This is a genomic window from Natrarchaeobius chitinivorans (genome assembly GCF_003841505.1).
In the GTDB taxonomy this organism is placed as follows: domain Archaea; phylum Halobacteriota; class Halobacteria; order Halobacteriales; family Natrialbaceae; genus Natrarchaeobius; species Natrarchaeobius chitinivorans.
The window spans coordinates 1-24,330 of record NZ_REGA01000011.1; the positions used below are offsets into that span (position 1 = coordinate 1).

Annotated in this window: 24 protein-coding genes and 1 pseudogene; 9 read left to right on the forward strand and 16 right to left on the reverse strand. The window is 63.7% G+C overall.

Annotated elements, in window-relative coordinates; all coding sequences use genetic code 11:
* From EA473_RS12620 to EA473_RS12630, 3 genes and pseudogenes are all read right to left on the reverse strand, one after another.
* Positions 1-191, reverse strand: a pseudogene (locus EA473_RS12620) (IS4 family transposase); the annotation flags it as partial.
* 343 nt (positions 192-534) lie between these two features.
* The gene (fer, locus tag EA473_RS12625) at positions 535-924 is read right to left on the reverse strand and encodes a ferredoxin Fer (protein ID WP_124196021.1); all 390 of its coding nucleotides are present in this window, start codon (positions 922-924) and stop codon (positions 535-537) included.
* 386 nt (positions 925-1,310) lie between these two features.
* The gene (locus tag EA473_RS12630; protein ID WP_124196022.1) at positions 1,311-2,492 is read right to left on the reverse strand and encodes an inorganic phosphate transporter; all 1,182 of its coding nucleotides are present in this window, start codon (positions 2,490-2,492) and stop codon (positions 1,311-1,313) included.
* Positions 2,493-2,834: 342 nt separating this feature from the next.
* Here EA473_RS12630 and EA473_RS12635 point away from each other — a divergent pair, with 342 nt between their 5' ends.
* Positions 2,835-3,650, forward strand: a complete 816-nt coding sequence (locus EA473_RS12635; RefSeq protein ID WP_124196023.1) for a hypothetical protein — start codon at positions 2,835-2,837, stop codon at positions 3,648-3,650.
* 45 nt (positions 3,651-3,695) lie between these two features.
* Here the strand turns inward: EA473_RS12635 and EA473_RS12640 are convergent, their stop codons facing one another.
* A complete protein-coding gene (locus EA473_RS12640) occupies positions 3,696-4,121 on the reverse strand; it encodes a universal stress protein (RefSeq protein WP_124196024.1) in 426 nt (141 codons plus the stop codon).
* Between the two features lie 52 nt (positions 4,122-4,173).
* Positions 4,174-5,340, reverse strand: a complete 1,167-nt coding sequence (locus tag EA473_RS12645) for an inorganic phosphate transporter (protein WP_124196025.1) — start codon at positions 5,338-5,340, stop codon at positions 4,174-4,176.
* 133 nt (positions 5,341-5,473) lie between these two features.
* Here EA473_RS12645 and hisA point away from each other — a divergent pair, with 133 nt between their 5' ends.
* From hisA to EA473_RS12660, 3 genes are all read left to right on the forward strand, one after another.
* Positions 5,474-6,205 carry a 1-(5-phosphoribosyl)-5-[(5-phosphoribosylamino)methylideneamino]imidazole-4-carboxamide isomerase gene (gene hisA, locus EA473_RS12650; RefSeq protein WP_124196026.1) on the forward strand — a complete coding sequence of 244 codons (732 nt, stop codon included), beginning with the start codon at positions 5,474-5,476 and terminating at the stop codon, positions 6,203-6,205.
* A 713-nt stretch (positions 6,206-6,918) separates the two neighbouring features.
* Positions 6,919-7,218: a DUF7130 family rubredoxin-like protein gene (locus EA473_RS12655; RefSeq protein ID WP_124196027.1), complete on the forward strand. Its 300-nt coding sequence runs from the start codon at positions 6,919-6,921 to the stop codon at positions 7,216-7,218.
* Between the two features lie 133 nt (positions 7,219-7,351).
* Positions 7,352-8,254, forward strand: coding sequence for a ketopantoate reductase family protein (locus tag EA473_RS12660; RefSeq protein WP_124196028.1), 903 nt, complete (start codon positions 7,352-7,354; stop codon positions 8,252-8,254).
* Between the two features lie 50 nt (positions 8,255-8,304).
* Here EA473_RS12660 and EA473_RS12665 read toward each other — a convergent pair whose 3' ends face one another.
* Positions 8,305-8,664 (reverse strand): NifU family protein, encoded by a 360-nt coding sequence (locus EA473_RS12665; RefSeq protein ID WP_124196029.1) that lies wholly within the window; start codon positions 8,662-8,664, stop codon positions 8,305-8,307.
* Positions 8,665-8,732: 68 nt separating this feature from the next.
* On the reverse strand, positions 8,733-9,050 hold the full coding sequence (locus tag EA473_RS12670; protein WP_124196030.1) for a DUF5783 family protein: 318 nt from the start codon (positions 9,048-9,050) through the stop codon (positions 8,733-8,735).
* Between the two features lie 115 nt (positions 9,051-9,165).
* Between EA473_RS12670 and EA473_RS12675 the strand changes: the two genes are divergently transcribed.
* Both EA473_RS12675 and EA473_RS12680 read left to right on the forward strand, forming a co-directional pair.
* Positions 9,166-9,621, forward strand: a complete 456-nt coding sequence (locus EA473_RS12675) for a hypothetical protein (protein WP_394341309.1) — start codon at positions 9,166-9,168, stop codon at positions 9,619-9,621.
* A 571-nt stretch (positions 9,622-10,192) separates the two neighbouring features.
* Positions 10,193-10,948, forward strand: a complete 756-nt coding sequence (locus EA473_RS12680; RefSeq protein WP_124196031.1) for a PHP-associated domain-containing protein — start codon at positions 10,193-10,195, stop codon at positions 10,946-10,948.
* Here EA473_RS12680 and EA473_RS12685 read toward each other — a convergent pair.
* Together EA473_RS12685 and EA473_RS12690 are read right to left on the reverse strand one after the other, a co-directional pair.
* Complete coding sequence (locus tag EA473_RS12685; protein WP_124196032.1) at positions 10,940-12,538, reverse strand: DHHA1 domain-containing protein; 1,599 nt, start codon at positions 12,536-12,538, stop codon at positions 10,940-10,942. The two genes, EA473_RS12680 and EA473_RS12685, sit on opposite strands and share 9 nt — an antisense overlap.
* Before the next feature lie 183 nt (positions 12,539-12,721).
* Positions 12,722-13,189, reverse strand: coding sequence for an ArsR family transcriptional regulator (locus EA473_RS12690; protein WP_124196033.1), 468 nt, complete (start codon positions 13,187-13,189; stop codon positions 12,722-12,724).
* A gap of 207 nt (positions 13,190-13,396) precedes the next feature.
* On the opposite strand from EA473_RS12690, the gene EA473_RS12695 reads away from it, so the two are divergent.
* The 3 genes from EA473_RS12695 (at position 13,397) to EA473_RS12705 (ending at position 15,861) form a co-directional block, all read left to right on the forward strand.
* Positions 13,397-14,083, forward strand: coding sequence for a hypothetical protein (locus EA473_RS12695; RefSeq protein WP_243645251.1), 687 nt, complete (start codon positions 13,397-13,399; stop codon positions 14,081-14,083).
* 66 nt (positions 14,084-14,149) lie between these two features.
* Positions 14,150-14,827: a DUF4166 domain-containing protein gene (locus EA473_RS12700; protein ID WP_124196034.1), complete on the forward strand. Its 678-nt coding sequence runs from the start codon at positions 14,150-14,152 to the stop codon at positions 14,825-14,827.
* A complete protein-coding gene (locus tag EA473_RS12705; protein ID WP_124196035.1) occupies positions 14,824-15,861 on the forward strand; it encodes a YndJ family transporter in 1,038 nt (345 codons plus the stop codon). Before EA473_RS12700 ends, EA473_RS12705 begins: the two co-directional genes overlap by 4 nt.
* 82 nt (positions 15,862-15,943) lie before the next feature.
* On the opposite strand, the gene EA473_RS12710 is transcribed toward EA473_RS12705, so the two are convergent.
* From EA473_RS12710 to hemB, 7 genes are all read right to left on the reverse strand, one after another.
* Complete coding sequence (locus EA473_RS12710; RefSeq protein ID WP_124196036.1) at positions 15,944-16,708, reverse strand: uroporphyrinogen-III synthase; 765 nt, start codon at positions 16,706-16,708, stop codon at positions 15,944-15,946.
* A complete protein-coding gene (gene cobA / locus EA473_RS12715) occupies positions 16,705-17,532 on the reverse strand; it encodes a uroporphyrinogen-III C-methyltransferase (protein ID WP_243645252.1) in 828 nt (275 codons plus the stop codon). The genes EA473_RS12710 and cobA overlap by 4 nt, the downstream gene beginning before the upstream one ends.
* 31 nt (positions 17,533-17,563) lie before the next feature.
* Positions 17,564-18,703: a hydroxymethylbilane synthase gene (gene hemC / locus EA473_RS12720; RefSeq protein ID WP_124196038.1), complete on the reverse strand. Its 1,140-nt coding sequence runs from the start codon at positions 18,701-18,703 to the stop codon at positions 17,564-17,566.
* A gap of 85 nt (positions 18,704-18,788) precedes the next feature.
* Positions 18,789-19,475 carry a hypothetical protein gene (locus tag EA473_RS12725; RefSeq protein ID WP_124196039.1) on the reverse strand — a complete coding sequence of 229 codons (687 nt, stop codon included), beginning with the start codon at positions 19,473-19,475 and terminating at the stop codon, positions 18,789-18,791.
* 31 nt (positions 19,476-19,506) lie between these two features.
* Complete coding sequence (hemL, locus tag EA473_RS12730) at positions 19,507-20,853, reverse strand: glutamate-1-semialdehyde 2,1-aminomutase (RefSeq protein WP_124196040.1); 1,347 nt, start codon at positions 20,851-20,853, stop codon at positions 19,507-19,509.
* Between the two features lie 253 nt (positions 20,854-21,106).
* On the reverse strand, positions 21,107-22,882 hold the full coding sequence (locus EA473_RS12735; RefSeq protein ID WP_124196041.1) for an ammonium transporter: 1,776 nt from the start codon (positions 22,880-22,882) through the stop codon (positions 21,107-21,109).
* Between the two features lie 417 nt (positions 22,883-23,299).
* On the reverse strand, positions 23,300-24,319 hold the full coding sequence (gene hemB, locus EA473_RS12740; RefSeq protein WP_124196042.1) for a porphobilinogen synthase: 1,020 nt from the start codon (positions 24,317-24,319) through the stop codon (positions 23,300-23,302).
* Between the last annotated feature and the right edge of the window lie 11 nt (positions 24,320-24,330).

A 24,330-nucleotide genomic window follows, 5' to 3' on the forward strand; every position in this document is an offset into this window, starting at 1 on the left:
GTCTCATCAGCTGTCGAGTTGTAGCTGCGTCTGAAGCCAGCGAGTGTTCGGCTTTCGCCTGCGGCGAAACCGAACACGAATGCCCAGACGAATGCGGGAATCTGGAGCTTGCGGTCGCGTTCGACCACGCCGAGTTCCTCGGCGTGCTCTTCGAGGAACTCGGAGGGAAACAATGTAGTGAGCCGACGCATAATCCGAGATGAGGAGGTTTCGTTGTGCACACTCGATACCTCCTCATTCCTTCCGAAAAGTATCCACGATAAGCTGTCGCTGTCACGTGGTTTCACGCTTAGCTAAAGACGGATAGTTCCAGTTGTTACTATAAACCGCGCGGGTGTGAGAGGTATGAAAGTAATTGGATAAGAGAGGCAAATACGGGTGTTTTAGCTCTTTTTTCGGATTACAATCTGACCGCAGTTTCGCCAATTATCGTGGTTCTCAGATAGAGCGTCCGTAACCCAATAACTCTGCAAAATCCTCTATCGATGGGCGATAATTCAAAAATTTTGTTTAACGCACGTGCTACGCTGGTGTCTAGATGACGCGGTTTTGCAGGTAGTCGAGGTGCTTTGCGTTGTAGACGATCTTGACCTCGTCGGTTTCGGCCGAACCGATACAGGTCAGGACGACGTTTTTGTCCTCGACTTCCTCGTCCGAGAGGATCTGCTGCATGTCCATGTCGATTTCGCCCTCGACGATGATCGCAGCGCAGTTTGCACACGCGCCTGCACGACACGAGAAGGGCCAGTCGTAGCCCTGTGCCTCTGCGGCCTCGAGGATGTACTCGCCCTCGTTGACCTCGAGCGTCCCGTAATCTTCGTCGTCGAGGCCCTGTTCGGCGGCGTCCTCGAAGACGTCGTCGTCGTAAATGTCCCAGCCGTTGTCGTCCACTACTTCGTAGTTGAGGTATTCTACCGTGGGCATCACCCGTCGATTCACGTCCCGCACTGGTATAGCTTGCTGTTCCGTCCGCAATCACTTTTTAAGGCGTGCTCAAAATGTCGCGGTACGAACCGGCAAGCGATAGGCTGAGAGGGATTATCGTAGCCAACCGCCACTTCCGAGACCCGGTCTTCGGCGTGGTATCTCGGTTTGCCGGAAGAAAACTATGAACGTCTACGATATTCTCTATGAGTGGTGCAAATACATGTCTTACCGTTGATACCTCGAGTGGAACGATATCGAATCGGACGGATTGGTCACCGACCGACCGGCTGACCGCGAACTGCCCCCGTTTGGACGGCGATAATCGACGGTAACCGTTCGAACGAGGAGGCCGGGAGTACATCGGAGAATCGTCCGGCTGGAGGTCAAAAGCCGAAAATCGGCACGAATCGGAACGTAAGGAACGCACCGGCGGTGGAGATAATCGGAACGACGTTTTGCATGAGGATCACGCGAGCAGTCGTCGAGGGATCGAAAAGGTCGGACGCCTTCGGGATGTCTCTGGGATCTTCGGTTCCGATTTTGGGGGGCTCTTCGCCTTCCTCTTCGGCGGTAAGCGCGCCGACGGAGACGCGTGTTTCCTCGCCGCGGGCGGCGTCCGGGATCGTCGTCGTCCTCGTTGCTCGACCCCAGCCGAGCCCGATGATGCTCATGGTCGCGATGACCACGAAACTCGCCGGGATACCGATGAACGAGAGCCCGACGACGAGCGTGGAACTGATGACGGCCACGACGATTGCTGCCGTCAACGGAAGGTTCGTGATGTCGTTGCCGAGCGTGTCGAGCGTTCGTCGAGCGATGGTGAAACAGCCGACGGCGACGGCGATCGATCCGAGCAGTATGAGCGGCACCATTTCGATTTCGCCGGTGCCGTAGATCGGTGCGATCGCGTTCGCGATGTTGCTCGTTCCCGAGGAAAACCCCATCAGACAGCCGATTCCGACGACAATGAACGCGCCAGTGATTTCGCGGCGGTCCGCGTTTTCACCGAATCGGAGCCGTGGGATCAGTCCCGATCGGTCGACGGTGATCATCTCACGGTCGCTATCGCTGGCTTCGATCGCGATCCAGGCGTTAATTTTGGGGTAGAAGTACCGACCGACGATGCCAGCTACCCAGAAGCCGATAATCGGGGCGACGATCCACCAGACGACGATCTCGCCCAGAACGGCGAGGTTGAGTTCCCCGGTCGCGAGGCCGAGTGCGGCGATCGCGCCGACGGCCGTCATCGACGTCGAAGCGGGGACGCCGGCGTAGTTGCCGACGAACAGCGCGCCGCCGATGAAAAAGAGGACGGCGACGTTCGCTCGAAGCGTGAAAATATCGGTCGTGTGAACGAGTTCGTCCCCGAGCGTCGTGACGACGTTCGGACCGATCGTGATCGCACCGAGAAAGAAAAACACCGACATCAGCGCCGCCGCCATCAGTTTGGTAATTACGTTGGCACCGACGGCAGGACCGAACGCAGGCCCCGTCGTCGCGCCACCGATGTTGTAGCCGACGAAGACTGCAACGATGAGCCCCACGATCAACAGTACTTCTGTCACATCAGGTGTACACACTTTCCATCCCTAAAAACACGCCTATTTTGCCCGTCACTGTCCAGTGAAACACGTCCAGAACCGACCACTCTCCGAGTCGGTGGGGCCGTCTCGAGGATGGATATCGGTTCGATGCGTCGCGGTCCAACCAGTTGCTGCCGAGAGGAATCAATCCTAAAGAACTTCAATCGAGCGTACCGTGGAGTACAGTAACATGTATTTCGACTCGAAACGCGTCGTGGAAGACGATCGGGGGGGAACTGAATCGCCGGTCCTGTACGACGGCAGTGAGCACAGCTACCGGAACTTCTCCGGAGTTCAGCTCGAACGTCCCGATGGTGATCGGTCATGCTGAACCCGGTCCGTGTCGATGCGGCTGTCGACCTCGCTTACGGCGCGTTGATCGGCCTCTCGATCCTTCTGATTCTGTTCCTTGGCACGAACGTCGGGATCGCTTTCGGTGTGGGTGTGTTCGCATCGTACGTGGTCCACGTCGTCTGGAAGATGGCGCGGTTCGATCCCGACTGGATGACTAGAGCGGTCCAGGAGTCGGTCGAGGAAAGCGTCGGAGAAACGGTTGAAGAGAGCGTTGGAGAGACAGTCGAGGCGAAAGTCAGCGAGACGGTCGAGGAGAGCGTGGGCGAGACGGTCGAAGAGACGGTCGAGAAAACAGTCGGAGAGACGGTCGAGAAGACAGTCGGAGAAACAGTTGAAGAGAGCGTGGGCGAAACGGTCGAGGCGAAAGTCAGCGAGACGGTCGAGGAGAGCGTCGGAGAGACGGTCGAAGAGAGAGTAGGTGAGACAGTCGAAGAGACGGTCGAGAAAACAGTTGGGGAAACCGTCGAAGAGAGCGTGGGCGAAACGGTCGAGGAAAAAGTCAGTGAAACGGTCGAGGAGAGCGTCGGAGAGACGGTCGAAGAGAGAGTAGGCGAGACAGTCGAGAAAACAGTCGGAGAAACCGTCGAGGAAGCCGTCGAACGGACCGTTGGTCGGCAACTCGAGGAGATGCAAGCGGAGGTTCAGGCCGTCGAGGAACGAGTCGATCGCCGCCCTCGCGAGGACGAAGTCGAGCAGTTGATCGATAGCTCCATCGACGAGAAACCCGACCGCAACGACGACAACGACGACGATAAACCGGCTCGAGACGACGCCGAAGAGTCATAGAGATTGTTACACCGATTTACTGGTGTGACCGCAGACGGGTCGCGGTTACCGGACGACGACGACCGGGACCGGTGATTGGCGAACGATTTTATCCGCGACGTTGCCGACGAAGAGGCGATCGGATACCGATCCACCGTGAGCACCGACCACGATCGTCTCGTAGTCGTCGGCCCGGTTGAGGATCGCACGAACGGGATGGCCCAGTTTGACGACGGTCTCTACGTCCGCGTCGCTGTCGGCGTTCGCGACGAGTTCGCGTGCACGGTCGAACGTCGGCTGGGCGTGTTCCTGTGCAGTCCCCTCGAGGTCGTCCGCAAGCGCCAGTCCAGTCGCCTTGCCCCACAGCGGCGACGGTTCTCCGACGACGTGCAAGACGGTTATCTCGGCGTCCGGATACGCCTCGAGTGCGTAAGTGAGTGCCTGTTCGCTCATATCGGAGCCGTCCATCGGAACGAGAACGCGCGAGATCATACGCGTTCTACGCGGGGGGAGCGAATAAACGCCTGGGTCGGGTTCTGGAGCGTCATCCGACGAGGAAGACGACGTTGAAGAAGCCGTAAGCGAGTAGCGTCGACATCGATGGGCCGACGATCCACATCGAGACGTACTTGATGACGGCCCGCGGGTTGAAGAGATCCCCGGCATCCAGGGCCGCCTCGGATTCTTCCGCGCCGATTTCGGTGACTGGGGCGTCGGGTTCGGCCGTCAGCGCCCCCATGGCGATCTCCGCGTCAGAACTTCCACGAATCGCCTCGCGAGCCGTAATAGGACGAGTCGCACGGCCCCAGCCGAGGCCGACGATCGTCATCACCGAGGACATCACGAGACTGATCGGAATGCCCATCCACGAGAGGGTGGTTGTGATCGTCGAGGCGGTTATCATGACGATCAGCGCCGCCAGAAGGGGAATGTCGCTCAGTTCGCTGCCGACGGACTCCATCGTTCGGCGCGCGATCGTAAACCCACCGAGTCCGATGGCGAGCGTCGCGACGACGATCGCGGTGTTCGGCTCGAGCGCGCCGCTGCTGACCAGCGGCGCGACAGCGTTCGGGACGTTGCTCGCCCCGGCACTGAAGGCCATGTAACACCCAATGACGAAGACGACGATCGTTCCCGCGATTTCCTGCGTGGTCGTGTTCGGTCCGAATCCGATCGGCAGTCTCGAGTCGGCCGGAAAAAAGACGAGAAGCGGTCCCTCGGTGGACGTGATCTCGAAGCGTCGGTTGAGCTCCGGATAGACGTACCGCCCGATCGTCGCACCGATCCAGAAGCCGATGATCGGCGTGACGACCCACCACGAGACGATCCAGCCGATCGTCTCGAAGTTGAGGGTATCCGTCGCGAGACCGAGCCCCGCGATCGCCCCGACGGTGGTCATCGACGTCGGAACGGGGACACCGAAGACGTTCGCCACGAGTATTCCCATCCCGATGAAAAACAGGACGGCGACCCCGGCCGCCAGCGAAATCTCGATGTGGATGATTCCCGCGCTCAGCGTCTCCATGACGTTTTGTCCGACGGTCCAGCCGCCGAGAAAGACGAAAAACGTCATGAGTCCTGCAGCAGTCGTCTTCCGCAAGAGCCCAGCACCGACGGCGGGACCCCACGCGATCCCCGTCGACGATCCGCCGATATTGAACCCCACGAAAACGGAGGCAACGACTCCGACCAGCAGAAGGGTTTCCACCATCGGCCGACGATACGGCTGTCGGTCTGAAATAGATACTGGATCCTACAAATACGTTATGTAGATCATATCACATTCGGTGCTCGAGACCGACGAAGTCGGTGGCTTTAGGCGGTCGCTTCCCTTCCGTCCGGCCATGACAGCGTTTCCCGAATTTCGAGTGATTCCCGCGGTCGACGTACAGGACGGCGAGGTCGTGCAACTCGTCCAGGGCGAACGCGGCACCGAAAAGCGCTACGGCGAACCGGTCGAAGCCGCCAGACGCTGGATCGACGCCGGCGCGACGATGCTCCACCTCGTCGACCTGGACGGTGCGTTCGACGGCGAACGCGCCAACGCCAACGCGATCGACTCGGTCCTCGAGGCCGTCGACGTGCCGACGCAACTGGGCGGCGGGATTCGAACCGTCGAGGACGCCACGGGGCTGCTCGAGCGCGGACTCGACCGCGTCATCCTGGGAACGGCGGCGGTCGAAAACCCGGAGATCGTCGCGGAGATCAGCGCGGAACACCCCGATAGCGTCGTCGTCAGCCTCGACGCGAAAGACGGCGAGGTCGTCGTCGAGGGGTGGACCGAAGGGGCGGGGATCTCGCCCGTCGAGGCGGCCGAGCGGTACGAAGAGCTCGGTGCCGGCGCGATCCTCTTTACGAACGTCGACGTGGAGGGACGACTCGAGGGCGTCGCGACCGAACCCGTGCGGGATCTGGTCGACGCCACCGACGTCCCGGTGATCGCGAGCGGCGGCGTGGCGACGCTCGAGGACGTGCGAGCGCTCGAGGACGCCGGCGCGGCCGCCGTCGTCGTCGGGAGCGCGCTGTACGAAGGCGAGTTCACGCTCTCGGAGGCACAGCGAGCGGTCTCCGACTGAAGGCGTTCACCGGGATACGACCGCGAGCCAGACTCACCGTGGAGTTCACTCGTGGACTGGCCGGCAAACGATGTGGTACCCACTGCAACTCGCTGTCCGCCTGATCGAGCGAGGGCTGGGCGGTCAGTGTATGAATAGTTACAGTTGGACCACGACCCTACATTTCACAGCACGAATGTATGACTAAAGTCACTTTCCAATAAACTTATACTAATTTAGTTTTTGTTGAATAGCGTAGCTGGCACGCTACTGAAGGACGTGAAATCGATACGTAAGTTAATGGATAGTACTGGATCGAAATTCGCGAGCGAGCGAACCTTCCAGTGTACGGTTTGCAGTTGTACGTATAGTCGCCGAAAGAGCACCTGTGAGGAGTGCTGGAACGATCGCCTCGTCCGTGTGGAGTAACCGTCCGACGCCGAGAGCGACGAACGACTCACACGGACCGGTGTCAGTCAGTTTCGGAGACCGCATACAGGTCGCGATTTTATCGGTACAACAGACCGGATCAACGCACTCGGGATCGACCGTACGACGGTTGGGGGCGTGGATGGCCGGATAACGGGTGTAACGACATAGCACGGCGAACAATTGGGTATACCACTATGAGGTTTATTCATCCAGGGGCAGTTCACGTGGTTCACTCGAGAAAGACGTTCAGACGTTCTAACAACCGTGTTTCCTTTATCGCTGCGCGAGTCGTGCCGTCACCTATGGCCACCGAAAAACAGCGGCCTCGATTGGGGTTCGGCACGACCGTCTACACCGAAGACGGGGCGCGGATCGGTCAGATTCGCGGGTTCGACGAGGAGGGGTTCTACGTCACGCTTCGGGACGGCCTCGAGGGGATGAGCGTCGAACACGTCCGTTCCGGGCAGAAGTTCGGCGAGGCACACCTGATGTGGCGGTGTCTCGAATGCGGCGAGATGGGAACGCTCGACCACGACCTTCCGGACAGTTGTCCCTCCTGTGGGACCGAACGGGAGAACCTCTACTACTGGACCGAAGATTGAGACGGACTGCTGTGCCGATTTACCAGCGGAATCGCCGGCACGGTCGCGGTTTCACCGGAAATGACGTACAGCAGTCCGTATGAGAGGGGACGGAAACCGTTTTCATCCCGCCCTGCCCACTGCGACCCACAGCATGGACATCGTCGTCTTCGGTGCCGGAAGCCTCGGGAGCCTCGTCGGCGGGCTGCTGGCTCGTGACTCCGCAAACGACGTCACGCTCGTCGCCCGGCGGAGCCACGTCGAGGCCGTCCGCGAGTCCGGACTGCGGATCGAGGGGGAACTCGAGGCCCGCGTCCGTCCCGCAGCGACGACTGACGGCCGGGAACTCGCGGCCGATCTGGCGATCGTGACAGTGAAATCGGCCGACACGGCCGCGGCGGCCGCGGCGCTCGCGACGGGATCGTTCGACGCCGTTCTCTCGCTGCAAAACGGGATGGGAAACGAGGAGACGCTGGCCGATGCTCTGGACGCGACGGTTCTGGCCGGAACGGCGAGCTACGGCGCGATCCGTCGGGAACCCGGTGTCGTCGAGTGCACCGGCCTCGGCGAGGTCGTCGTGGGTACTCGAGGCGGCGAGTCGAGCCTCGCGGATCGAGTCGGGCAGACGTTCGCCGCCTCCGGCCTCGAGACGACGGTTACCGACGACGTGTCACGTCGTCTGTGGGAAAAACTCGCCGTCAACGCCGGCATCAACCCGGTGACGGCGCTGGCCGACGTCGACAACGGGGCCGTTCTCGAGGACCCCGCGAACGCCGTCGCTCGCGGGGCGACCCGCGAGGCGGCACGCGTCGCTCGAGCGTGTGACGTCGGCCTCTCGGACGGGGAGGCCGTCGCCACGATGGAAGCCGTCGCGGCCGACACCGCGGGGAACGTCTCATCGATGCGCCAGGACGTTCTCGCGGGCCGCCCAACCGAGATCGACGCGATAAACGGATACGTGGTCGATCGAGCCGAGGAACGGGGCCTCGAGGCTCCGACGAACCGGACGCTTGCGGCGCTACTTCGGACCTGGGAGCGTGAAAACGATCTCCGGTGATCAGAACAATTGCGAGGAAACGGCCTCTGGTCACCGCACCCGAAGCGTTACTAGAACGGAGCTTCCGGCCCTTCGTCGGCCTCGCCGTCGTCGACGGTTTCACCGGGGAACGACGGACTCATTCCGCCGCCCATGTCGTCGCCGCCTTCCATCCCGGTGTGGGCGTTGACCTTCTCGATTTCGGGGATCTCTTTGACCATTCGGCTCTTGATCGCCTGAATCGTCATCGGGGAGATACCACAGCCGCTGCAGGCACCGCCGAGCGCGATGGTAACCTCGCCGGACTCGCGATCGAGGTCCTGAATCGCCGCGCTACCGCCGTGCATCTGGATCTGCGGGAAGTTTCGACGGAGGAAGTTCGTGACGCGCTCCTCGAGGTCGTCTCCGTCGTTCTGGGTTTCAGTACTCATGAACGCCCGTTGGGTGCCCGAGCCCCTAAACCTTCCGTCCCTGGTGTTCGGTCGACAACCGATCGTCCTCAGGCGAAACCGAAGACGCGCTGGAGTTCCGCCTCGATCTCCTCGACGTGGATCTCGAGTACCTTTTCGAACCGGTCCTCGTCGACGAGGACACCCGAGAGGCGATCGTACGGTTCCTCGGGGAGTTCGACCCGAAACTCGCCGTCGCCTTCGTAGAACGGTTCGCTCTCGTTCAGTACCTGCTGATCGATCGCGTGGACGAGTTCGGAGTCGTACTGGTCGTTCATCCGGTTGAAGGCGTTTTTGTACGCTTGCTGCAGTTCGGGAAAGTAGTTCGCGTACTTGTCCTCGAATTTCTCGGGATCGAAGTCGGCCATACGCGAGGGGAGGACGAGCACCGACAAAAGTCGGACGATCGGTCCCGGTCACGGTCGATCTCGGGCGGGTTCGGGGGCTGTTGGACCCCCCGCTGTGCGACGGTACCGGGGAAAAGTGGCTGCATACGCAAGCGGAACTGGAACCCGGCCCCTCGGCGAGAACGGAGACATGATGGCCGACAACCACCCCATCCGTCGGGAAGAACTGCCGCCCGGCTGGGGGCCTTCGGAACTCCGTGACGATCGGTTTGCCTATCGTCACAGTCGCCCGCCGATCACACTCGTCGCATCGGCGACGAGTGCTGCCCGCTCCCTGCCCGGTCTTGGCCTCTGTCGCTGCTGGAAACTTCACTACCGGTACTCGCTCGGAGACAGAACGATACGTGAAACGATCGGACACGTCTCGAGCCGTCGAGCCGCGGTCGAAGGACTTCTCGAGTGTATGCACTGTGTCCACAGGACCGTCGGCGACGTCGAAGATCCAATCGAGGTTCAGCGCGTTCTCGATCGGGTTTCGCTGTCGTGTTTCCTCCCCGAGTCGGCGGAGGCGACGTCACCAAACGATCCGTGAGGTGCTCGGAGAGCGTTCGCTGACGCTTCTCGAAGCGAGTCCCGAGTTCCTATAGTAGCCACTGGAAGTCAATGCACACCTGATCGCACGAGGTGTACGCGGTTCGGAGCGTGCGCGGTTCGGAGCGAACGGAGTGAGCGAGAACCGCGGAATGGCGAGCGGGGAACGCAGTGACCCGTGAGCGAGTGGAACGAGCGAGAAACGCGGAATGGCGAGCGGGGAACGAAGTAACCCGTGAGCGAGTGGAACGAGCGAGAACCGCGATATAGCGAACGGGGAGTGCAGTGAGCCGTGAGCTGTGCGATCAGTGTGTAAATAGTTCCAGTTGTTACTATATCGACCGGAACCGTCGTCATCAGCGTTTACGGGCGCAGATGAGGGTGCCCGTAGCCATCGATCCCTCGAGACCGGCAAACCGGACGAGGTAGTCTGGCGAGTCTCTCGATATCGAATAACCTCGAGAGCTTAAATCTCATAGTGATATATCGAACGTTGGGGCCGAGACGACGGTTCCAACACAGTGTTTATACCGACCAACGAGCTATTGGCGACACCGACCGGCGCGAATCCTATGACGACTCAAATTCCCTTCGCTATCGATTTTCACGTCCACTCCGACGACTCCTACGACGGCCACGAGCCGATCGAACTCGTTCTCGAGCACGCGGCAGATATCGACCTCGACGGCGTCGTCATCACCGACCACGACGAGATCGACGAATCGCTCCGCGCGGCTCGGCTCGCACCGGAGTACGGACTGATCGGGATCCCCGGCGTCGAAGTCTCGACGCGACACGGACATCTCCTGGCCATCGGGGTCGAACGGCGTCCCGATCCCGGCCAGCCGTTTCTCGAAACCGTCGAGACCGTTCGCGAACTCGGCGGGATCGCGATCGTTCCGCATCCGTTCCAGCGGAGTCGCCACGGGGTCCGGAAACGCCACATTACCGACGCCGACGCGATCGAAACCTACAACTCGATGCTCTTTACCGGCTACCGGAACCGGCGGGCACGGACGTTCGCTCGGCGTCGGGGCTATCCGGAGATCGGTGCGAGCGACGCGCACTACCTGCCGAACGTCGGCAAGGCGTACACAGAGATCCTCGTCACCCCCGACGACGGACGGACGACCAAAGCCGAGATCGACGGCGACGAACTCGTGGAGGCGATCCTCGAGGGACGAACCCAGATCCGGGGAAAGCGGACGCCGGTCCACAAGAGCACCGTTCAGTACGCCAAGGGTGCGGTCCGCAAGTCGACGTACCTCCTGACGTCTCGTGCGCCGCTGATCCCGACGGTGCCGACGTCGATGGATCGTTCAGGATAGCTGGTCGCCGACGATTTCGTCCGCGCGTTCGACGAACTCCGCTTCCCCCCCGGCCGGAACCGTCGCCCCGGCCGCGACGTCGTGGCCGCCGCCGTCGCCGCCGACGGCCTTCGACGCCTCGCTCATGACGACCGAGAGGTCGAGTCCCTTGCGGACCAGACTGTGCGTTCCGCGCGCGGAAACCTTGATCTCGATGTCCTCGCTATCGTCGTCTTCTCCGGTCACGTTTCCGTCCTCGTCATCGGCAGCGGCTGCTCGAGAATCGGTGGACTTCTCCGCGAACGCGAAAATCGGCTTCGATCGACTGATTCCGTCGTTGCCCATCGCCATTCCCGCGACGATGCCGACGATGGTCTCGCGGATCCGATCGCCGGCGTGGAACCACTGGACGTGTTCTTCGACGGTGACTCCCTCCCGGGTGACGAGGTCGATTCCCGACGAGAGGTTCCGGCGGTGGTCTCGCAAGAGCGTGCGGGCTCGCTCGAGCGCACCGTCACGATCGCCGAGACAGACGCCGAGGCCGACGTCGGCGCGGTCGTAGCGTGCGGTCGCGTTGAGCAGCGTCGAGAACTCGCTGGCGTCCCGGAGTTCCGAGCCGACCGGTTCCTCGGCCAGCACGTACGACGTTCCGACGAGTTGGTCGATCTTCCCCGGCGGGACGCCCGTCGAGACGGCCCGTTTGACGAGCGCACTTGCCACGGTCTGTTTCTCCTCGTTCGTGAGGCCGGCCCACCGACGCCACTCGCCGTCTCGCTTCAACTCGAGGTCGAGGTCGTCGAGAAATCGAAGCGCTCCGCTCTCGTCGTTCGAGATGCCGGGGATGTGAACGTCCGTCGCGTACTCGAGGAGTTTGGGCAGGGGTCTGGTCTGTTTGCCGTACAGCGCGAGGTCGGTTCCGGTCTCGAGGACGCCAGCGTCGACGCCCTCCTCGACGATTTTCGCGTTCGCGCCGTGGAGTTCGCCGCCGCTTGCCTGCATGTCGCCGACGGCACCGACGACGGCCAGCGCGGCGAGGTCGCGATTGTCCGCGCGGGCTCGTGACGCCGGCGAGTCTGCCGTGGCAGCGCCGCCGTCGGTCGCGACCGTCGAGTCCGCGTCGGGAGCGGAAACCGTCGCGAGCGCCCGCGCGAGGACGTAACTCGCGCCGGCACCCGAGAGTTCGGACGCGCCGTCGATCCCGAACAGGAGCGGATTGAGGTGGTACTCGGTGTCCGCCCGCGAGGGCGTCCCGTCGGAAGACGAGTCCTGTTCGTTGACCGTGGCCGGCTGGTGGTGGTCAGCGATGACGGGCGTGAACGCGCCGTCGTCCTCGTACTCGCCGATGATGTCGAGTTGCCCGCTCCCGAAGTCGGTAAAGAGGACGGTGGCGTACTCCGTTGCCGCGATGTCCGCGATCGCCTCCCCGTCGAGCTGTTTCTCGAAGACCGCCTCGAACGGGATACCAGCCCGCTCGAGGGCCTGTGCTGCGATCGCGGCGCTGGTCAATCCGTCGGCGTCGATGTGAGACGCGAGCAGAACGCGATCGGCCGCACGGAGCCGTTCGGCACACGCAGTCGCTCGCTCCTCGAGTTCGGGAACCGGCCCGGTCATCGGTACATCGGTCGATTGTGGGTCGTCATAAGGGATAAACCTCCGGTCCTCGAGTCGATCCAGTATAGTAACAACTGAATCGATTCACACACCGATCACAGTATCCGCGGTTCTCACTCACTCCGTTCGTCCTGAACTGCGCGGCCGTCATACGATCGGGTGTGCACTGGCTTTCAGTGGCTACTATCGCTTTTCGGGCGCTGGTTCTTCGAATTGGAACGCCTTCTGGACGGCCTCAGGAAGGGATGGTCGCGGAGCCGTTTCGTGCCGGCGAACCTTCTCTGATTTGTTCGTTTCTTCGTAGACTGCCCGGGCAACCGGGACTCCACGAAGGAAGTTGTGTTCGTACAGTACTTCGACGCCACGTTCGGTCGGCCCCCAAAACCGAGACGGTAGGTCTCGTGTGGATATGTTCGGCTCGTGGACGTAGACGTCCAGGAGACCGGCCTCTTGAAGCGTCTCGAGTTGATCGAGAATCGCACCTTCATTTTTCTGAATCATGTAGGAGAGTTCGGCTAGCGACGCGAGGTGGTGAGGATGGCCTAGCAGACACTGGACGATCAGATGGCGGGTCTCCTGGGAGAGTAACTCCCGCATTTCGCGTTGCTCGGCGAAAGGATCGTCGAAGACATCGCCCGCAGTATGGCTCATAGTGGACTGTAGCATGGCTCCGAACATAACGATTTGGGGTAACTAAGTGACCGATCGGACTATATTACTAAGTTAATCAGAAAACGTATCACTGAGCCAGTTGACGAACGAAATATGACGACGCCATCTGTACCGCCGAACGCCGGACAAATCATGGGTGCTGTCCGTCGCGCTCTGCACGACGTTGATGTCACACCGACAGAAGCGATGGATATTCTCTCGTGGGCACAAGACGAACTCCCAGCCATCTACGAACGGGACCAGACCGCGTATCTCGTCTTAGGAAGTTATCGGTCGCCCTATATCCGCCGGGTACGGTCGGTAAGTGATCGACTCAATCGCCGCTACGGAACCTACGCGTTCCTGATCGGCGATCTGGACGATATCGACGTCTCACGACTCCCCGAGTTCCGCGTCAAGTTTCATCTTACAGCGGCGCTCGCCGACTATATCACGACCGTTATCGAGCAGGATGCAGGCGGCGAGATTAACGAACTGGGCAAGCTTTCGGAGACAGAATATTTCAGGAAGGCGTACGTCCTGCCACGAGGCTACCGGTGGGACACGGAATCAAATCTTCGAGACAGAGACGACGTCCTCGCCGCAGCGGCTCAAATCGAGACTGCAACTGGTGCTGACGAGGAGACGAAACAGTCCGAACTATCGAAACTTGTCGATCGAGCCACTGCGGCTGGGATCGATGTGACTGTCGAGGATCTCACAGAGTGGCTTGCCGATCGTGATCTGGCGGTTCCCTCCTACAGCTGGATTCAGTTGAACGATTTCAGACTGTTCGAGTTGCAGGATCGGTGTTACCCATGGCTAACCGAAGACGATTTGGTGGAACGAACGGACGAGTTACCAGGTTCTCCGCGACCACAGTGGGAAGAGTAGATCCTGTGTTGCTATGACGGACGAGCACAACCCCGTACCCGTCGAACCGAACGGAGGCGAACAACCGTGACCGGGCTGTTCGAACGCGAAGTCGGCCAGGGGTGGGAGTCGCTCCATCCACGCGTTCGCGACCGGTACGGCCTCGAATCCGGCGAGAACCGTCAGGCGGTCGGCGTCGGACGCATGGACGAACTCGAGCGCCACCCGCTCGCGCTGCCGGTACTCTGGCTCGCCACCGCCGACGATTTCCTCTTTCCCGAGGCCGGCACCGACGTACCGTTTACCATCACGACGGTGCCGTTCGTCGACAGTAACGGCAACGAGGCGCTGTTTCTCGAGCGCGAGTTCGAGACGTCGCCGCCGCGAACGTTCGTCGATACGCTCCGCTGGAACCCGGCTCGAGGGGGTATCACGAACCTGTTCGGCCGCCGGGGCCTCGTCGCCGCGGACCTTCACGTCGACGCCGACGGCGATCGGCTCGCGCTCTCGATCGGGAGCCAGTGGCTGCGAATCGGCGGTCGGTACGTCACGCTGCCGGGACCGCTCTCGGCTGACGGTCGGCTGCGAGACTGGTACGACGAGGAAGTGGGTCAGTATCGCGTGGCGGCCGAGATCACGAATCCGCTGCTCGGGGCGGTCTTCGGCTACGAGGGCGCGTTCGATCACGAGTTCCGGCCGCTCGAAGGCGACCAGCCACCGCCGGCCGCGCTGGACGGACTCGACCTCCCCGGTGGGTACGGATGAGCGAATCTAGCACTGCGGCTTCGGAACTCCGTCGGCCGGCGAGTCGCGGGTGTCCGTCCGTCGCCGGCCGACGCGTGACCGACCTGAGCGCCGCGCTGGGTGGTCTCGTCTGGCTCGCGATCGTTGTCGGGGCTCAAACCGGAGCGATCGGCTCGTCGGCCGTCGAACGCTACGTCGCCCTCGCGACGCTCGTCCTGGTCCCGCTCGGGCTCGGATTCCTCCAGCCGGTTCGGGACGTCACGGGCTCGAGGACGCTCTACACCGCCGTCGTCGTCGGCCAGTTTCCGGCGGCGCTGGCGGTCGTTGCCGGGCTCGCGGCGTCACAGGGATCGGTCGTCGCGGTGGCGCTCGTCGTTCCGTGGATCGGCGTCACCGGTGGGGTGGCCCTGCTCGGCGCCCAACGGCTCGCCTCGAGACGCGGCGGGCCGCTCCCGGAACTCGCGATCGACGTCGCCTGCCTCTACGTTCCCGTCGCCGCCGTCTTCGTGCTCCTGCATACGGCCGGGATCGGTCTGGGGTTCGCGCCGATCATCGTTCTCCTGACCGGAGTCCACTTCCACTACGCCGGGTTCGTCCTCCCGCTCGTCGTCGGCCTGACCGGCCGACTCCTCACGGACGAGGACGGCCGATTCGGATCCACGATCGTCGGTCGCACAGGGGCCGCCACGACGGTCGTCATACTCGTCGGAATCGGTCTGATCGCGGTCGGGATCGCGTTCTCGGCGCTGCTCGAGGCCGTCGCCGTCCTCGTCTTCGCGCTCGCCGTGGTTGGGTTCGCCGTGCTGTGGGTTCGCGCGGTCGTTCCGGCGGTAGCGCGGGTCCCGGGGGCGTTGCTCTCCGTCGCCGCGCTGTCGGTCTGCTGGACGATGGCGCTGGCGCTCGCCTTCGCCTACTCGTCGCTCCCCGGGACGTCGGTTTTGATAACGATTCCTGAGATGGTTCGCTGGCACGGCAGCGTCAACGCCGTCGGCTTCGCGCTTCCGGCGTTGCTCGCCTTTCGGCTGCTCGAGAAAGAAAGACGGCCGTCGCCGTAGCGCTCGAGTCGGTACACGGATCTGCGAAATTCACAGACCGTATCAACCGATTTGCATATGTGTTAGGCGGTTTACAGACGTCTCAGCCGGTTAACACCGCCCGCGCGAGCGCCTCGAACGTCGCTTCTTCGGGGACGACGTCGACCGCGAGGCCCTGTGACGACGCGGTTTCGGCCGTCGGCTCGCCGATGACGCCGACGGTCGCGTCCGCCAGTCCCGTGAGCGCGTCGTCGCGCACGCCGCGCTCGGCGGCGGCCTCGAGGAAGTGTTCGACGGTCAGCGAGGACGTGAAACAGACGGCGTCGAGGTCACCGGCGGCGGCCAGTTCGGCCGAGTCGCCGCTGCCGTCCGGTCGCACGAGTCGATAGAGAACCGTCTCGTGGACGTACGCGCCGGCCGCCTCGAGTCCCTCGAGCAGAACCGGGCTGCCGTGGTCGCTTCTGGCGACTTCGATCCGCGCGCCGTCGACCTCGGCTGCGAGCGTGTCGACCAGTCCGCTCGAGGTGAACTCCTCGGGGACGATATCGACGGCGTACCCCTCCTCGCGGAGCGCGTCGGCCGTCGCGGGACCGATCGCACAGACGGTTTCGCCGGTCGGCTCCCAGCCTGCTTCCGAGACGAGTTCCGCGCCGGTCTTGCTCGTGAACACGACGTAGTCGGCGTCGGTCCGGGGCGTCGCGTCGGCCGGTTCGACCGCGAGCATCGGGTCGGGAACCGGGTTCGCACCGAGGTCTTCGAGCAGCGACACGGCCTCCTCGAGGCGCTCGTCGTCGGGGCGGAAGACGGCGACGGTCGGCGGCCCCGTCGATGGTGCGGAGTCGGCCGCCGTTTCGCTTCGCTCGCTCATCGGTTCTCACCCCCGCGGTCTGCCGTTCGGTTCGCAGAGCGGCTGCGTTCGTTTTCGAGGAACTCGACGACCGAGTCGCGGGTGCCCGCGACGTCGCCGATCACCGTCACCGCGGGCGGCGAGATTCCCGCCTCGTCGCGGGCGTCGACGATCGTCTCGAGGGTGCCCGTCGCGACCTGCTGTCCGGGCCAGGTTCCGCGTTCGATCAGTGCGACCGGCGTCTCGGGGGCCATCCCGGCCTCGAGCAGCGCCGTCGTGTAGTCCGGAAGCCGGCCGACGCCCATCAGGACGACGATCGTTCCGCCGGTGGCGGCGAGCGCGTCCCAGTCGACGGCCGACTCCGCTTTCGTGGGGTCCTCGTGGCCCGTGACGAACGAGACGGAGGAGGCGTGATCGCGGTGGGTGACCGGGATCCCGGCCACCGCGGGCGCGGCGATGGCGGAGGTGACGGCGGGAACGACCTCGAAGGGGATTTCGCGGGCCGCGAGGTGCTCGGCTTCCTCGCCGCCGCGGCCGAAGACGAACGAGTCGCCGCCTTTGAGCCGAACCACGGCGTTGCCCTCGCGGGCGAGTTCGACCAGTCGCTCGTTGATCTCGGACTGGGGCGTGCGCTCGCCGCCGGCGCGTTTGCCGACGTCCTCGCGTCGGTCCTCTGGAATGGCCTCGATGATCTCGGGACCGGGCAACTTGTCGTGGAGGATCACGTCCGCGGCCTCGAGCAGTCGCTTCGCCCTGACGGTCAGCAACGCCGGATCGCCCGGCCCGCTGCCGACGAGGTAGACGGTTCCCGATTCGACGTCCGTCGTGGAGTCTGTCGCCGTCATCCTATTGTCTGTATCCGTCATCCGTCCGATCTCACTTCCCCTCTGGCTGGTCGTCCGTCGAGACGGGGGCGTCGTCGCCCCCGCTGGCCTTTCGGGCGCGTTCGATCAACTCGTCCGCGCCGCGATCCGCGAGATCCGCCGCGAACGCGCGGGCGGCGTCGGCGTGCGTTTCGACGGGGAGGTCACGAGTCGTGAGCACCGACTCCTCGCCGTCGCGATCGAAGACGCTCACCCGGGTGTGGACGTACTCCCCCTGCAAGATCGCGTAGATCCCGATGGGCGCGATACAGCCGCCGCCGAGTTCCGCGAGCAGCGTCCGCTCGACGGTCGTCTCGACGCGACTGCGCGGGTGGTCGATCGCCGACTGGATCTCGCGGGCGGTCTCGCCGTCGCGAGCCGTCACGGCGAGGGCACCCTGACCCGGCGCGGGGACGAACGACTGCGTGGGAAGGGACTGGAAGTCGACGGAGTGGGACAAGCCGCTTCGCTCGAGGCCGGCTTCCGCGAGGACGATCGCGTCGTAATCCGTCTCGACCTCGCGTCCGAGCGCTCGCCGCTCGAGTTCCGAGAGATCGTCGAACCAGTCGTCGACGGTCCGGTCGAACTCCGGCTCGAACTCCTCGTCACCCGTATTCGCCTTCCGTTCCTCGTCGGCTTCCGTCCGATCCTGGTGTTCCCCCTGCAACGCGGGCGCGAGCAGCTTCTCGAGGCGGGTGTCGACGTTCCCCCGAAGCGGTTCGACGGTCAGATCGGACCGTTCGGAGAGCAACTGTGCACGGCGGCGCAGACTCGAGGTCCCGACGGTCGCACCCTCGGGTAGCTCCTCGAGCGTCGAGCCGTCGGGGGTGACGAGGACGTCCCCCGGCGGGCCCCGCTCGGGAACCGCGGCCGTGACGAGTTCGGCCGGCTGTTCCGTCGGCATGTCTTTCATCGAGTGGACCGCCCCGTCGAGATCACCCTCGAGAACTCGCTCGTCGAGTTCGCGGACGAACGCACCCGTCTTCCCCAGCTGGTGGATGAGTTCGTCCCTGATCTGATCGCCCGTCGTCTCGACGGTGACGAGTTCGACCTCGTACCGGCGCTCCTCGAGGGCCTCCTGTACCAGCGAGGCCTGTCGCCGGGCGAGTGCAGAGCCCCGTGTCGCCAGCCGCAACGTCCCGCGCGTTCTCATGGAAGGTACTCGTCGTCTCGGGTATGAAAAGCGCACGCTTGTGGGTCGGGACTCGAGTCGCGACGGCTGCGCGTTCGCGTCGCCGTCACTCCCCCGGGAGACTCGTTCGTCGTCTCCGCAGGAGGTAGTAACCCGCGAGCACCGGCTGTAGCGGGGCAAGCGAGAGGCTCAGGAACGCGAGGCCGAGGTAGAGTCCGGGGTTCGGCCGCCAGGAGTCGCCGTAGGTGCTGACGTAGGCGGCGTCCTGGTGGATCGCGATCGGGAACGTCCCGAAGGCGATCGCGCCGGCGAGGCCGACGGCGGTCAGGAACAGCCCCGGCAGCGAAAAGACGACGGCGATCACCGCCCCGGCGAAGCCGATCACCGTCGTCGAAAGCGACAGGGCGACGACCAGCCACCACCCGGACCAGCCGGGTCGCGTGCCGAACCGTTTGTGGCGACGATAGAGGTAGAACACGCCGGCGACCGGTGCCCAGAGGAGCGCGAAGAGGGCGTTTCCCCACGGGCTCGGTCGCCAGTGGTCGCTCGCGCCGCCTTGCCGACGGACCCGTCGAGCGTCGGCGAACAGTGCGATCGAGAGACCGAGGGCCAGGAGGGTGTAGCCGAACGTTCCGACGAGGACGAGCCCCGACTCGAGCAGCGGGACTCCGGGATCGGCCTCCTGTAACACGCCCACGACGCCGACGCCGATCACCGGCGGAAAGAGATACAACAGCCGCTCGAGGAGACGGGCCCACTCGACGTTCGCGAGTACCACCGACGCTCGAGCCATCAGTCGGCTTCCGTCGACCGTTTTGCCGCCCTCACAGCGCCTCTTTGTACGCCTCGAGCGTCTGCTCGACGTCCTCGTCGGTGTGGCCGTAGCTGACGAACTGACACTCGAACTGATTTTGCGAGAGGAAGATCCCCCGTTCTTTCATCTCGCTCCAGAAGATACGCCGCCAGCGGTCGGTTTCGGCGTGTTTCACGTCGGCCGCGTTCTTCGGGCAGTAGTCGTAGCGCGGGCAGGTCGGATTCTGTCGACAGCCGGCCTCGCACTGTTCCTCGAGTGAGTTCGGTCCCGGTCCGTCGCGCGTGAAGATCACTTTGAACATGCTCGCGGTGCCGGTCACCGTGTAGCTCGGTGCCTGATCGGCGACGATCTCGGTCAACCCGCGACGGAGTCGCTCGCCGAGGGCGTCGACGTAGTCGTAAACGTCGTTTTCGGCGGCGAACTGCAGGGTCTCGAGGCCGGCGGCCATCGTGACGGGGTGACCGGAGAAGGTGCCGGCCTGGAAGACGGGTCCCGACGGTGCGAACTGCTCGACGATCTCGGCGCGACCGCCGATCGCGCCGACGGGGAACCCGCCGCCGACGATCTTGCCGAAGGTCGTGAGGTCGGGCGTGACGCCGAACTCGCTCTGGGCACAGCCGAGTCCGCCGACGCGGAATCCCGTGATCACTTCGTCGAAGATCAACAGCGAGCCGTGCTCGTCGGTGATCTCGCGCAGGAACTCGTGGTACCCCTCCTCGGGATAGACGATGCCGTAGTTGCCGAGGATGGGTTCGGTGAGTACCGCGGCGATGTCGTCACCGTGGTTCTCGAAGACCTCGCGGATCGCCTCCTCGTCGTTGAACGCCACCGGGATGGTGTGGTCGGCGAACGACTGTGGGACGCCCGCCGAGGAGGGGGCCGGGTTCTCGGCGTCGCCTTCGACCAGCGTCGACTCCTGGGCCCCATGGTAGCCACCCTGCATGACGACGATCTTGTTGCGGCCGGTGTAGCCGCGGGCCAGCCTGACCGCCGAGGTGGTCGCTTCGGTTCCCGAGTTGACGAAGCGGATCTTCTCGACGCTCGGGACGTGGCGGACGACGAACTCCGCGAGGTCGACCTCGACTTCGGTCGGCGTCCCGTACATCGGCCCCTCGCTCGCCTTGCGCTGGATCCCCGCTCGAACCGGTTCGGGGAGGTCGTGGCCGAGCAGGAGCGGTCCGAGTCCCATCACCCAGTCGACGTACCGATTGCCGTCGGCGTCGACGACGTGGCCGCCGTCGCCCTTCTGGACGAAAAACGGGTAGGGTTCGATCGCGGCACGAACCGCGGAGTTGACACCGCCGGGCATCACCGACAGCGCCCGGTCGTACAGTGCTCGAGACTGCTCGTGGTTCATAGACTGGCGTTCGAGAGGGGAGCCCAAAGTAGTACCGGGGTCGGTCGAGGGTGCTCGAGACGACCGTTCGCGGTCGAGGAGAGAGCCCAAAGAGAGCGTGACGGATCTCATACGGTTTACTGTAGATCGTTTCCGGTGAGAACGCGACCCGGGCGGCGGTCTCACCGGTAAATCGCTACAGTAATCCGTATCAGTGACGAATCAGCGGTTCAGATCGTATGGACTCTTGAGTCGGTGTCGACAGCAGACCGCATCAGACGGCGTCCTTCCCCGTCTTGCCCGTCCTGACCTGATAGGCGTTCTCGACGGGGAGAACGAATATCTTCCCGTCGCCGGGTTCGCCGGTGTTCGCCGCGTCGGCGATCGCTTCGACCACGTTTTCCGAGGAGACGTCGGCTGTGTGGCTACCGCCGGTTCGCTGCGGGCCAGCAGGCCCGCTCGCGACGACGCACTCGATTTTCACCTTCTGGTGGAGGTCGACCGTGTACTCCTCCCCGCGCCACTGGCCCGTCTTCGCGGGCTGTGATCCCCGTCCCGAGACGTTGGTGACGGTCAGTGACGGCGCGCCGACTTCGGCGAGTGCCTGCTTGACCGCACCGAGCTGGTCGGGGCGAACGATAGCGGTGATCAGCTCGAGGTCGCCGTCGGTGGCTCCCCCACCGTCCGTACGGACGGTTCCCCCGTCAGCACGACCGCCGTCGGTCGCGACGTCTGGACCGCCGAATTCGGGGTAGGTGTCGACGCCGTGTTCGGCCAGATCGAGCCCGTCGCGTTCGTGATCGGGCGTGACTCGAGCCTCGCCGACGAGCCTGAATGCACCCCAGACGGCAGCGGTCGCGAGCACCGTCCAGATCGTGATGACGGCGACGCCGACGATCTGCGGGGCGAACGCGCTTGCCTCGATCGAGAGGATCCCACCGGCGATCAGGCCGCCGCCGATGGCGGTTCCCTCGATCGACCACAGCGGGTAGATGACGAGTCCGAGCATCCCCGCGGTCCCGTGGACCGGGAAGACGGCGCAGACGTCGTCGATCTTGAGCCGTTCGTCGACGAATTTGAAGACGATCGGAAGCTGCGCGCCGGCGAGGAAGCCGATCGCGATCGCGCCCATCGGCGTGATGAGATCGGTCGGGCCGGTGACGCCGACGAGGCCGGCGAGCATGCCGTTCGCGACGTACAGCGTGTCGACCTTCCCGTTCATCGCCAGCGAGACGGTGGACGCACCGAGTGCGCCCAGCCCCATCCCGAGAGCCGTGACCATCGCGACGCTGCCGACGTAGCTGAAGTCGGCCAGTTCGAACGTACCGGTGTCGATGACGGTCGCCGCGGTGCCGACGTTGAATCCGAACCAGCCGAAACAGAGAATCAGCGTCCCCAGCACGGCGAACGTCAGCGAGTGACCGGGGATGATGTTGACGCCGCCGTCGGCGTCGTACTTGTCCATGCGAGCGCCGATAATCCAGGCCGCGGTGAGGCCGGCGACGCCGCCGACGCCGTGGACGACCATTCCGCCCGCGAAGTCCGCAAAGCCCAGGCTCTCGAGGATCGGCGTTCCGCCGGGGGCGTACCACACCATCCCGGCGACGACCGGGTAGATGACCGCCGCGAGGAGGAACGTGTACGTCACGTACGCCCGGAGCTTCGCACGGCCGGCGACCGCACCCGAAACGATCGTCGCGGCCGTCATCGCGAACACCGCGCTGAACAGCCACATCACCCAGTCGAACGATCCCTCGCCGAACATCGTCAGCGGCGTCGAGTCGCCGCCGACGAGGGCCGCACCGACGTTGTTGGCGATCCCCATCCCGACGACGAAGAAGACGAAGATACCGACCGCCCACGTCAGCATGTTCTTGGTCAGCTGGTTCGCGACGTTCTTCGAGCGGACCTGTCCCGCCTCGAGCATCGCGAATCCCGCGTGCATGAAGAAGATGAGGAACGTAACCGTCAGCGCCCACATCAGGTTCATCCCCGTCGCCAGCGACTCGAGATCCGCCGCTTCCGCCTGGAGGACGACCGGTTCGATCACGGACGATCACCGACCGGATCTCCAGCAACACCACGTATTGTTTTACGAACGCCCATACTAATTCCGAATAGCCCGTCGTTTGTGTTCCAAATCACGTTCGCACAGTATCGACACACACTATATAAGGATAATCGTTGGAGTTCGTCCAGAAATGCTCCATAATAGGTTAGGGTGTGAAAGTCTAGAGGCGGTATAATCTATATAAGGTCCAGGGAGCGTCCACTCGTTCCGTTTCTCGGACGGTTAGTGGCCGTTCGTCAACCGCGAGTCGGGAGCAAAGGAGGCGAATATTGTCATTAGGGCCGCCGGGACCGACACTTCACCCCGCTATCGACTCGCGCGCACCAAACGTCGCCGCTCGAGCGGGGGATTTCGACAGGTTCTGGACGATCGTCCGAACGGTCGCGAAGAACGGTGTCAGCCCAGACGCTGGGCAACGTCTTCGGCGAAATAGGTGAGAATCAGGTCCGCACCCGCCCGCTTGATCGACAGCAGCGACTCGAGTGCCGCCTCCTCCAGATCGAGCCATCCCTTCTCGGCGGCGGCGTGTATCATTGCGTACTCGCCGGATACGTTGTAGGCGGCGACCGGCTGGTCGAACGCCCGGCGAACATCCCGGACGACGTCGAGGTACGGGAGCGCCGGTTTGACCATCAACACGTCGGCGCCCTGCTCGGCGTCGAGTCGAACTTCCCGCATCGCCTCGCGAGCGTTCGCGGGGTCCATCTGGTAGTGCCGGCGGTTGCCGAACGAGGGTGCGCCGTCGGCGGCGTCCCGGAACGGGCCGTAGAACGCGCTCTCATACTTGGCGGCGTAGCTCGTGATCGGCACCTCCTGGTAGCCCGCGTCGTCGAGCGCGCCGCGGATCGCCGCGACCATGCCGTCCATCATCCCGCTCGGCGCGACCATGTCCGCGCCCGCCTCCGCGTGAGAGACGGCGATCCGCTCGAGGGACTCGAGGGTGGCGTCGTTGTCGACGGTCAGCGCCGGATCGTGCTCGCAAGCGGAGTCGTGGTCGTGGTCCCCTTCACCCCGCAACTCCTCCTCGAGCGGCCCACAGTGGCCGTGGTCGGTGTACTCGCAGAGACAGACGTCCGTGATGACGTAGGCGTCGGTTTTCGCGGTGATCCGGCGCGTGGCGTCCTGGATGACGCCGTCCTCGACCCAGGCCCGCGTCCCCTCCGGGTCCTTCGATTCCGGGATGCCGAACAGCATGACGGCCTCGACGCCCGTCTCGAGCACTTCCTCGACGCGGGCGACGCTCTCTCCGACCGGGACGCGCTCGTGGCCGGGCATCGACTCGATCGGAATCCGTTCGTCGGTCGTCGCGTCGACGAAGATAGGAGCGATGAAGTCCGTTGGCTCGAGGCTGGTCTCGCTGACGAGCCCGCGGATCCGATCCTGGCGGAGTCGTCGCGGGCGGTGAGTGAGGTCCATACCGGATGCTA

Bases quoted from the DNA above. Each gene is read 5' to 3' on its own strand.
- EA473_RS12705 (WP_124196035.1), top strand. From the start codon at position 14,824: ATGAGCGAATCTAGCACTGCGGCTTCGGAACTCCGTCGGCCGGCGAGT.
- EA473_RS12670 (WP_124196030.1), bottom strand. From the start codon at position 9,050: ATGGCCGACTTCGATCCCGAGAAATTCGAGGACAAGTACGCGAACTAC.
- EA473_RS12635 (WP_124196023.1), top strand. From the start codon at position 2,835: ATGCTGAACCCGGTCCGTGTCGATGCGGCTGTCGACCTCGCTTACGGC.
- hemC (WP_124196038.1), bottom strand. From the start codon at position 18,703: ATGAGAACGCGCGGGACGTTGCGGCTGGCGACACGGGGCTCTGCACTC.
- EA473_RS12690 (WP_124196033.1), bottom strand. From the start codon at position 13,189: ATGAGCCATACTGCGGGCGATGTCTTCGACGATCCTTTCGCCGAGCAA.
- cobA (WP_243645252.1), bottom strand. From the start codon at position 17,532: ATGACGGCGACAGACTCCACGACGGACGTCGAATCGGGAACCGTCTAC.
- hemL (WP_124196040.1), bottom strand. From the start codon at position 20,853: ATGAACCACGAGCAGTCTCGAGCACTGTACGACCGGGCGCTGTCGGTG.
- EA473_RS12640 (WP_124196024.1), bottom strand. From the start codon at position 4,121: ATGATCTCGCGCGTTCTCGTTCCGATGGACGGCTCCGATATGAGCGAA.
- EA473_RS12665 (WP_124196029.1), bottom strand. From the start codon at position 8,664: ATGAGTACTGAAACCCAGAACGACGGAGACGACCTCGAGGAGCGCGTC.
- hemB (WP_124196042.1), bottom strand. From the start codon at position 24,319: ATGGACCTCACTCACCGCCCGCGACGACTCCGCCAGGATCGGATCCGC.
- EA473_RS12660 (WP_124196028.1), top strand. From the start codon at position 7,352: ATGGACATCGTCGTCTTCGGTGCCGGAAGCCTCGGGAGCCTCGTCGGC.
- EA473_RS12655 (WP_124196027.1), top strand. From the start codon at position 6,919: ATGGCCACCGAAAAACAGCGGCCTCGATTGGGGTTCGGCACGACCGTC.
- EA473_RS12695 (WP_243645251.1), top strand. From the start codon at position 13,397: ATGGATATTCTCTCGTGGGCACAAGACGAACTCCCAGCCATCTACGAA.
- EA473_RS12710 (WP_124196036.1), bottom strand. From the start codon at position 16,708: ATGAGCGAGCGAAGCGAAACGGCGGCCGACTCCGCACCATCGACGGGG.
- EA473_RS12725 (WP_124196039.1), bottom strand. From the start codon at position 19,475: ATGGCTCGAGCGTCGGTGGTACTCGCGAACGTCGAGTGGGCCCGTCTC.
- hisA (WP_124196026.1), top strand. From the start codon at position 5,474: ATGACAGCGTTTCCCGAATTTCGAGTGATTCCCGCGGTCGACGTACAG.
- EA473_RS12645 (WP_124196025.1), bottom strand. From the start codon at position 5,340: ATGGTGGAAACCCTTCTGCTGGTCGGAGTCGTTGCCTCCGTTTTCGTG.
- fer (WP_124196021.1), bottom strand. From the start codon at position 924: ATGCCCACGGTAGAATACCTCAACTACGAAGTAGTGGACGACAACGGC.
- EA473_RS12680 (WP_124196031.1), top strand. From the start codon at position 10,193: ATGACGACTCAAATTCCCTTCGCTATCGATTTTCACGTCCACTCCGAC.
- EA473_RS12685 (WP_124196032.1), bottom strand. From the start codon at position 12,538: ATGACCGGGCCGGTTCCCGAACTCGAGGAGCGAGCGACTGCGTGTGCC.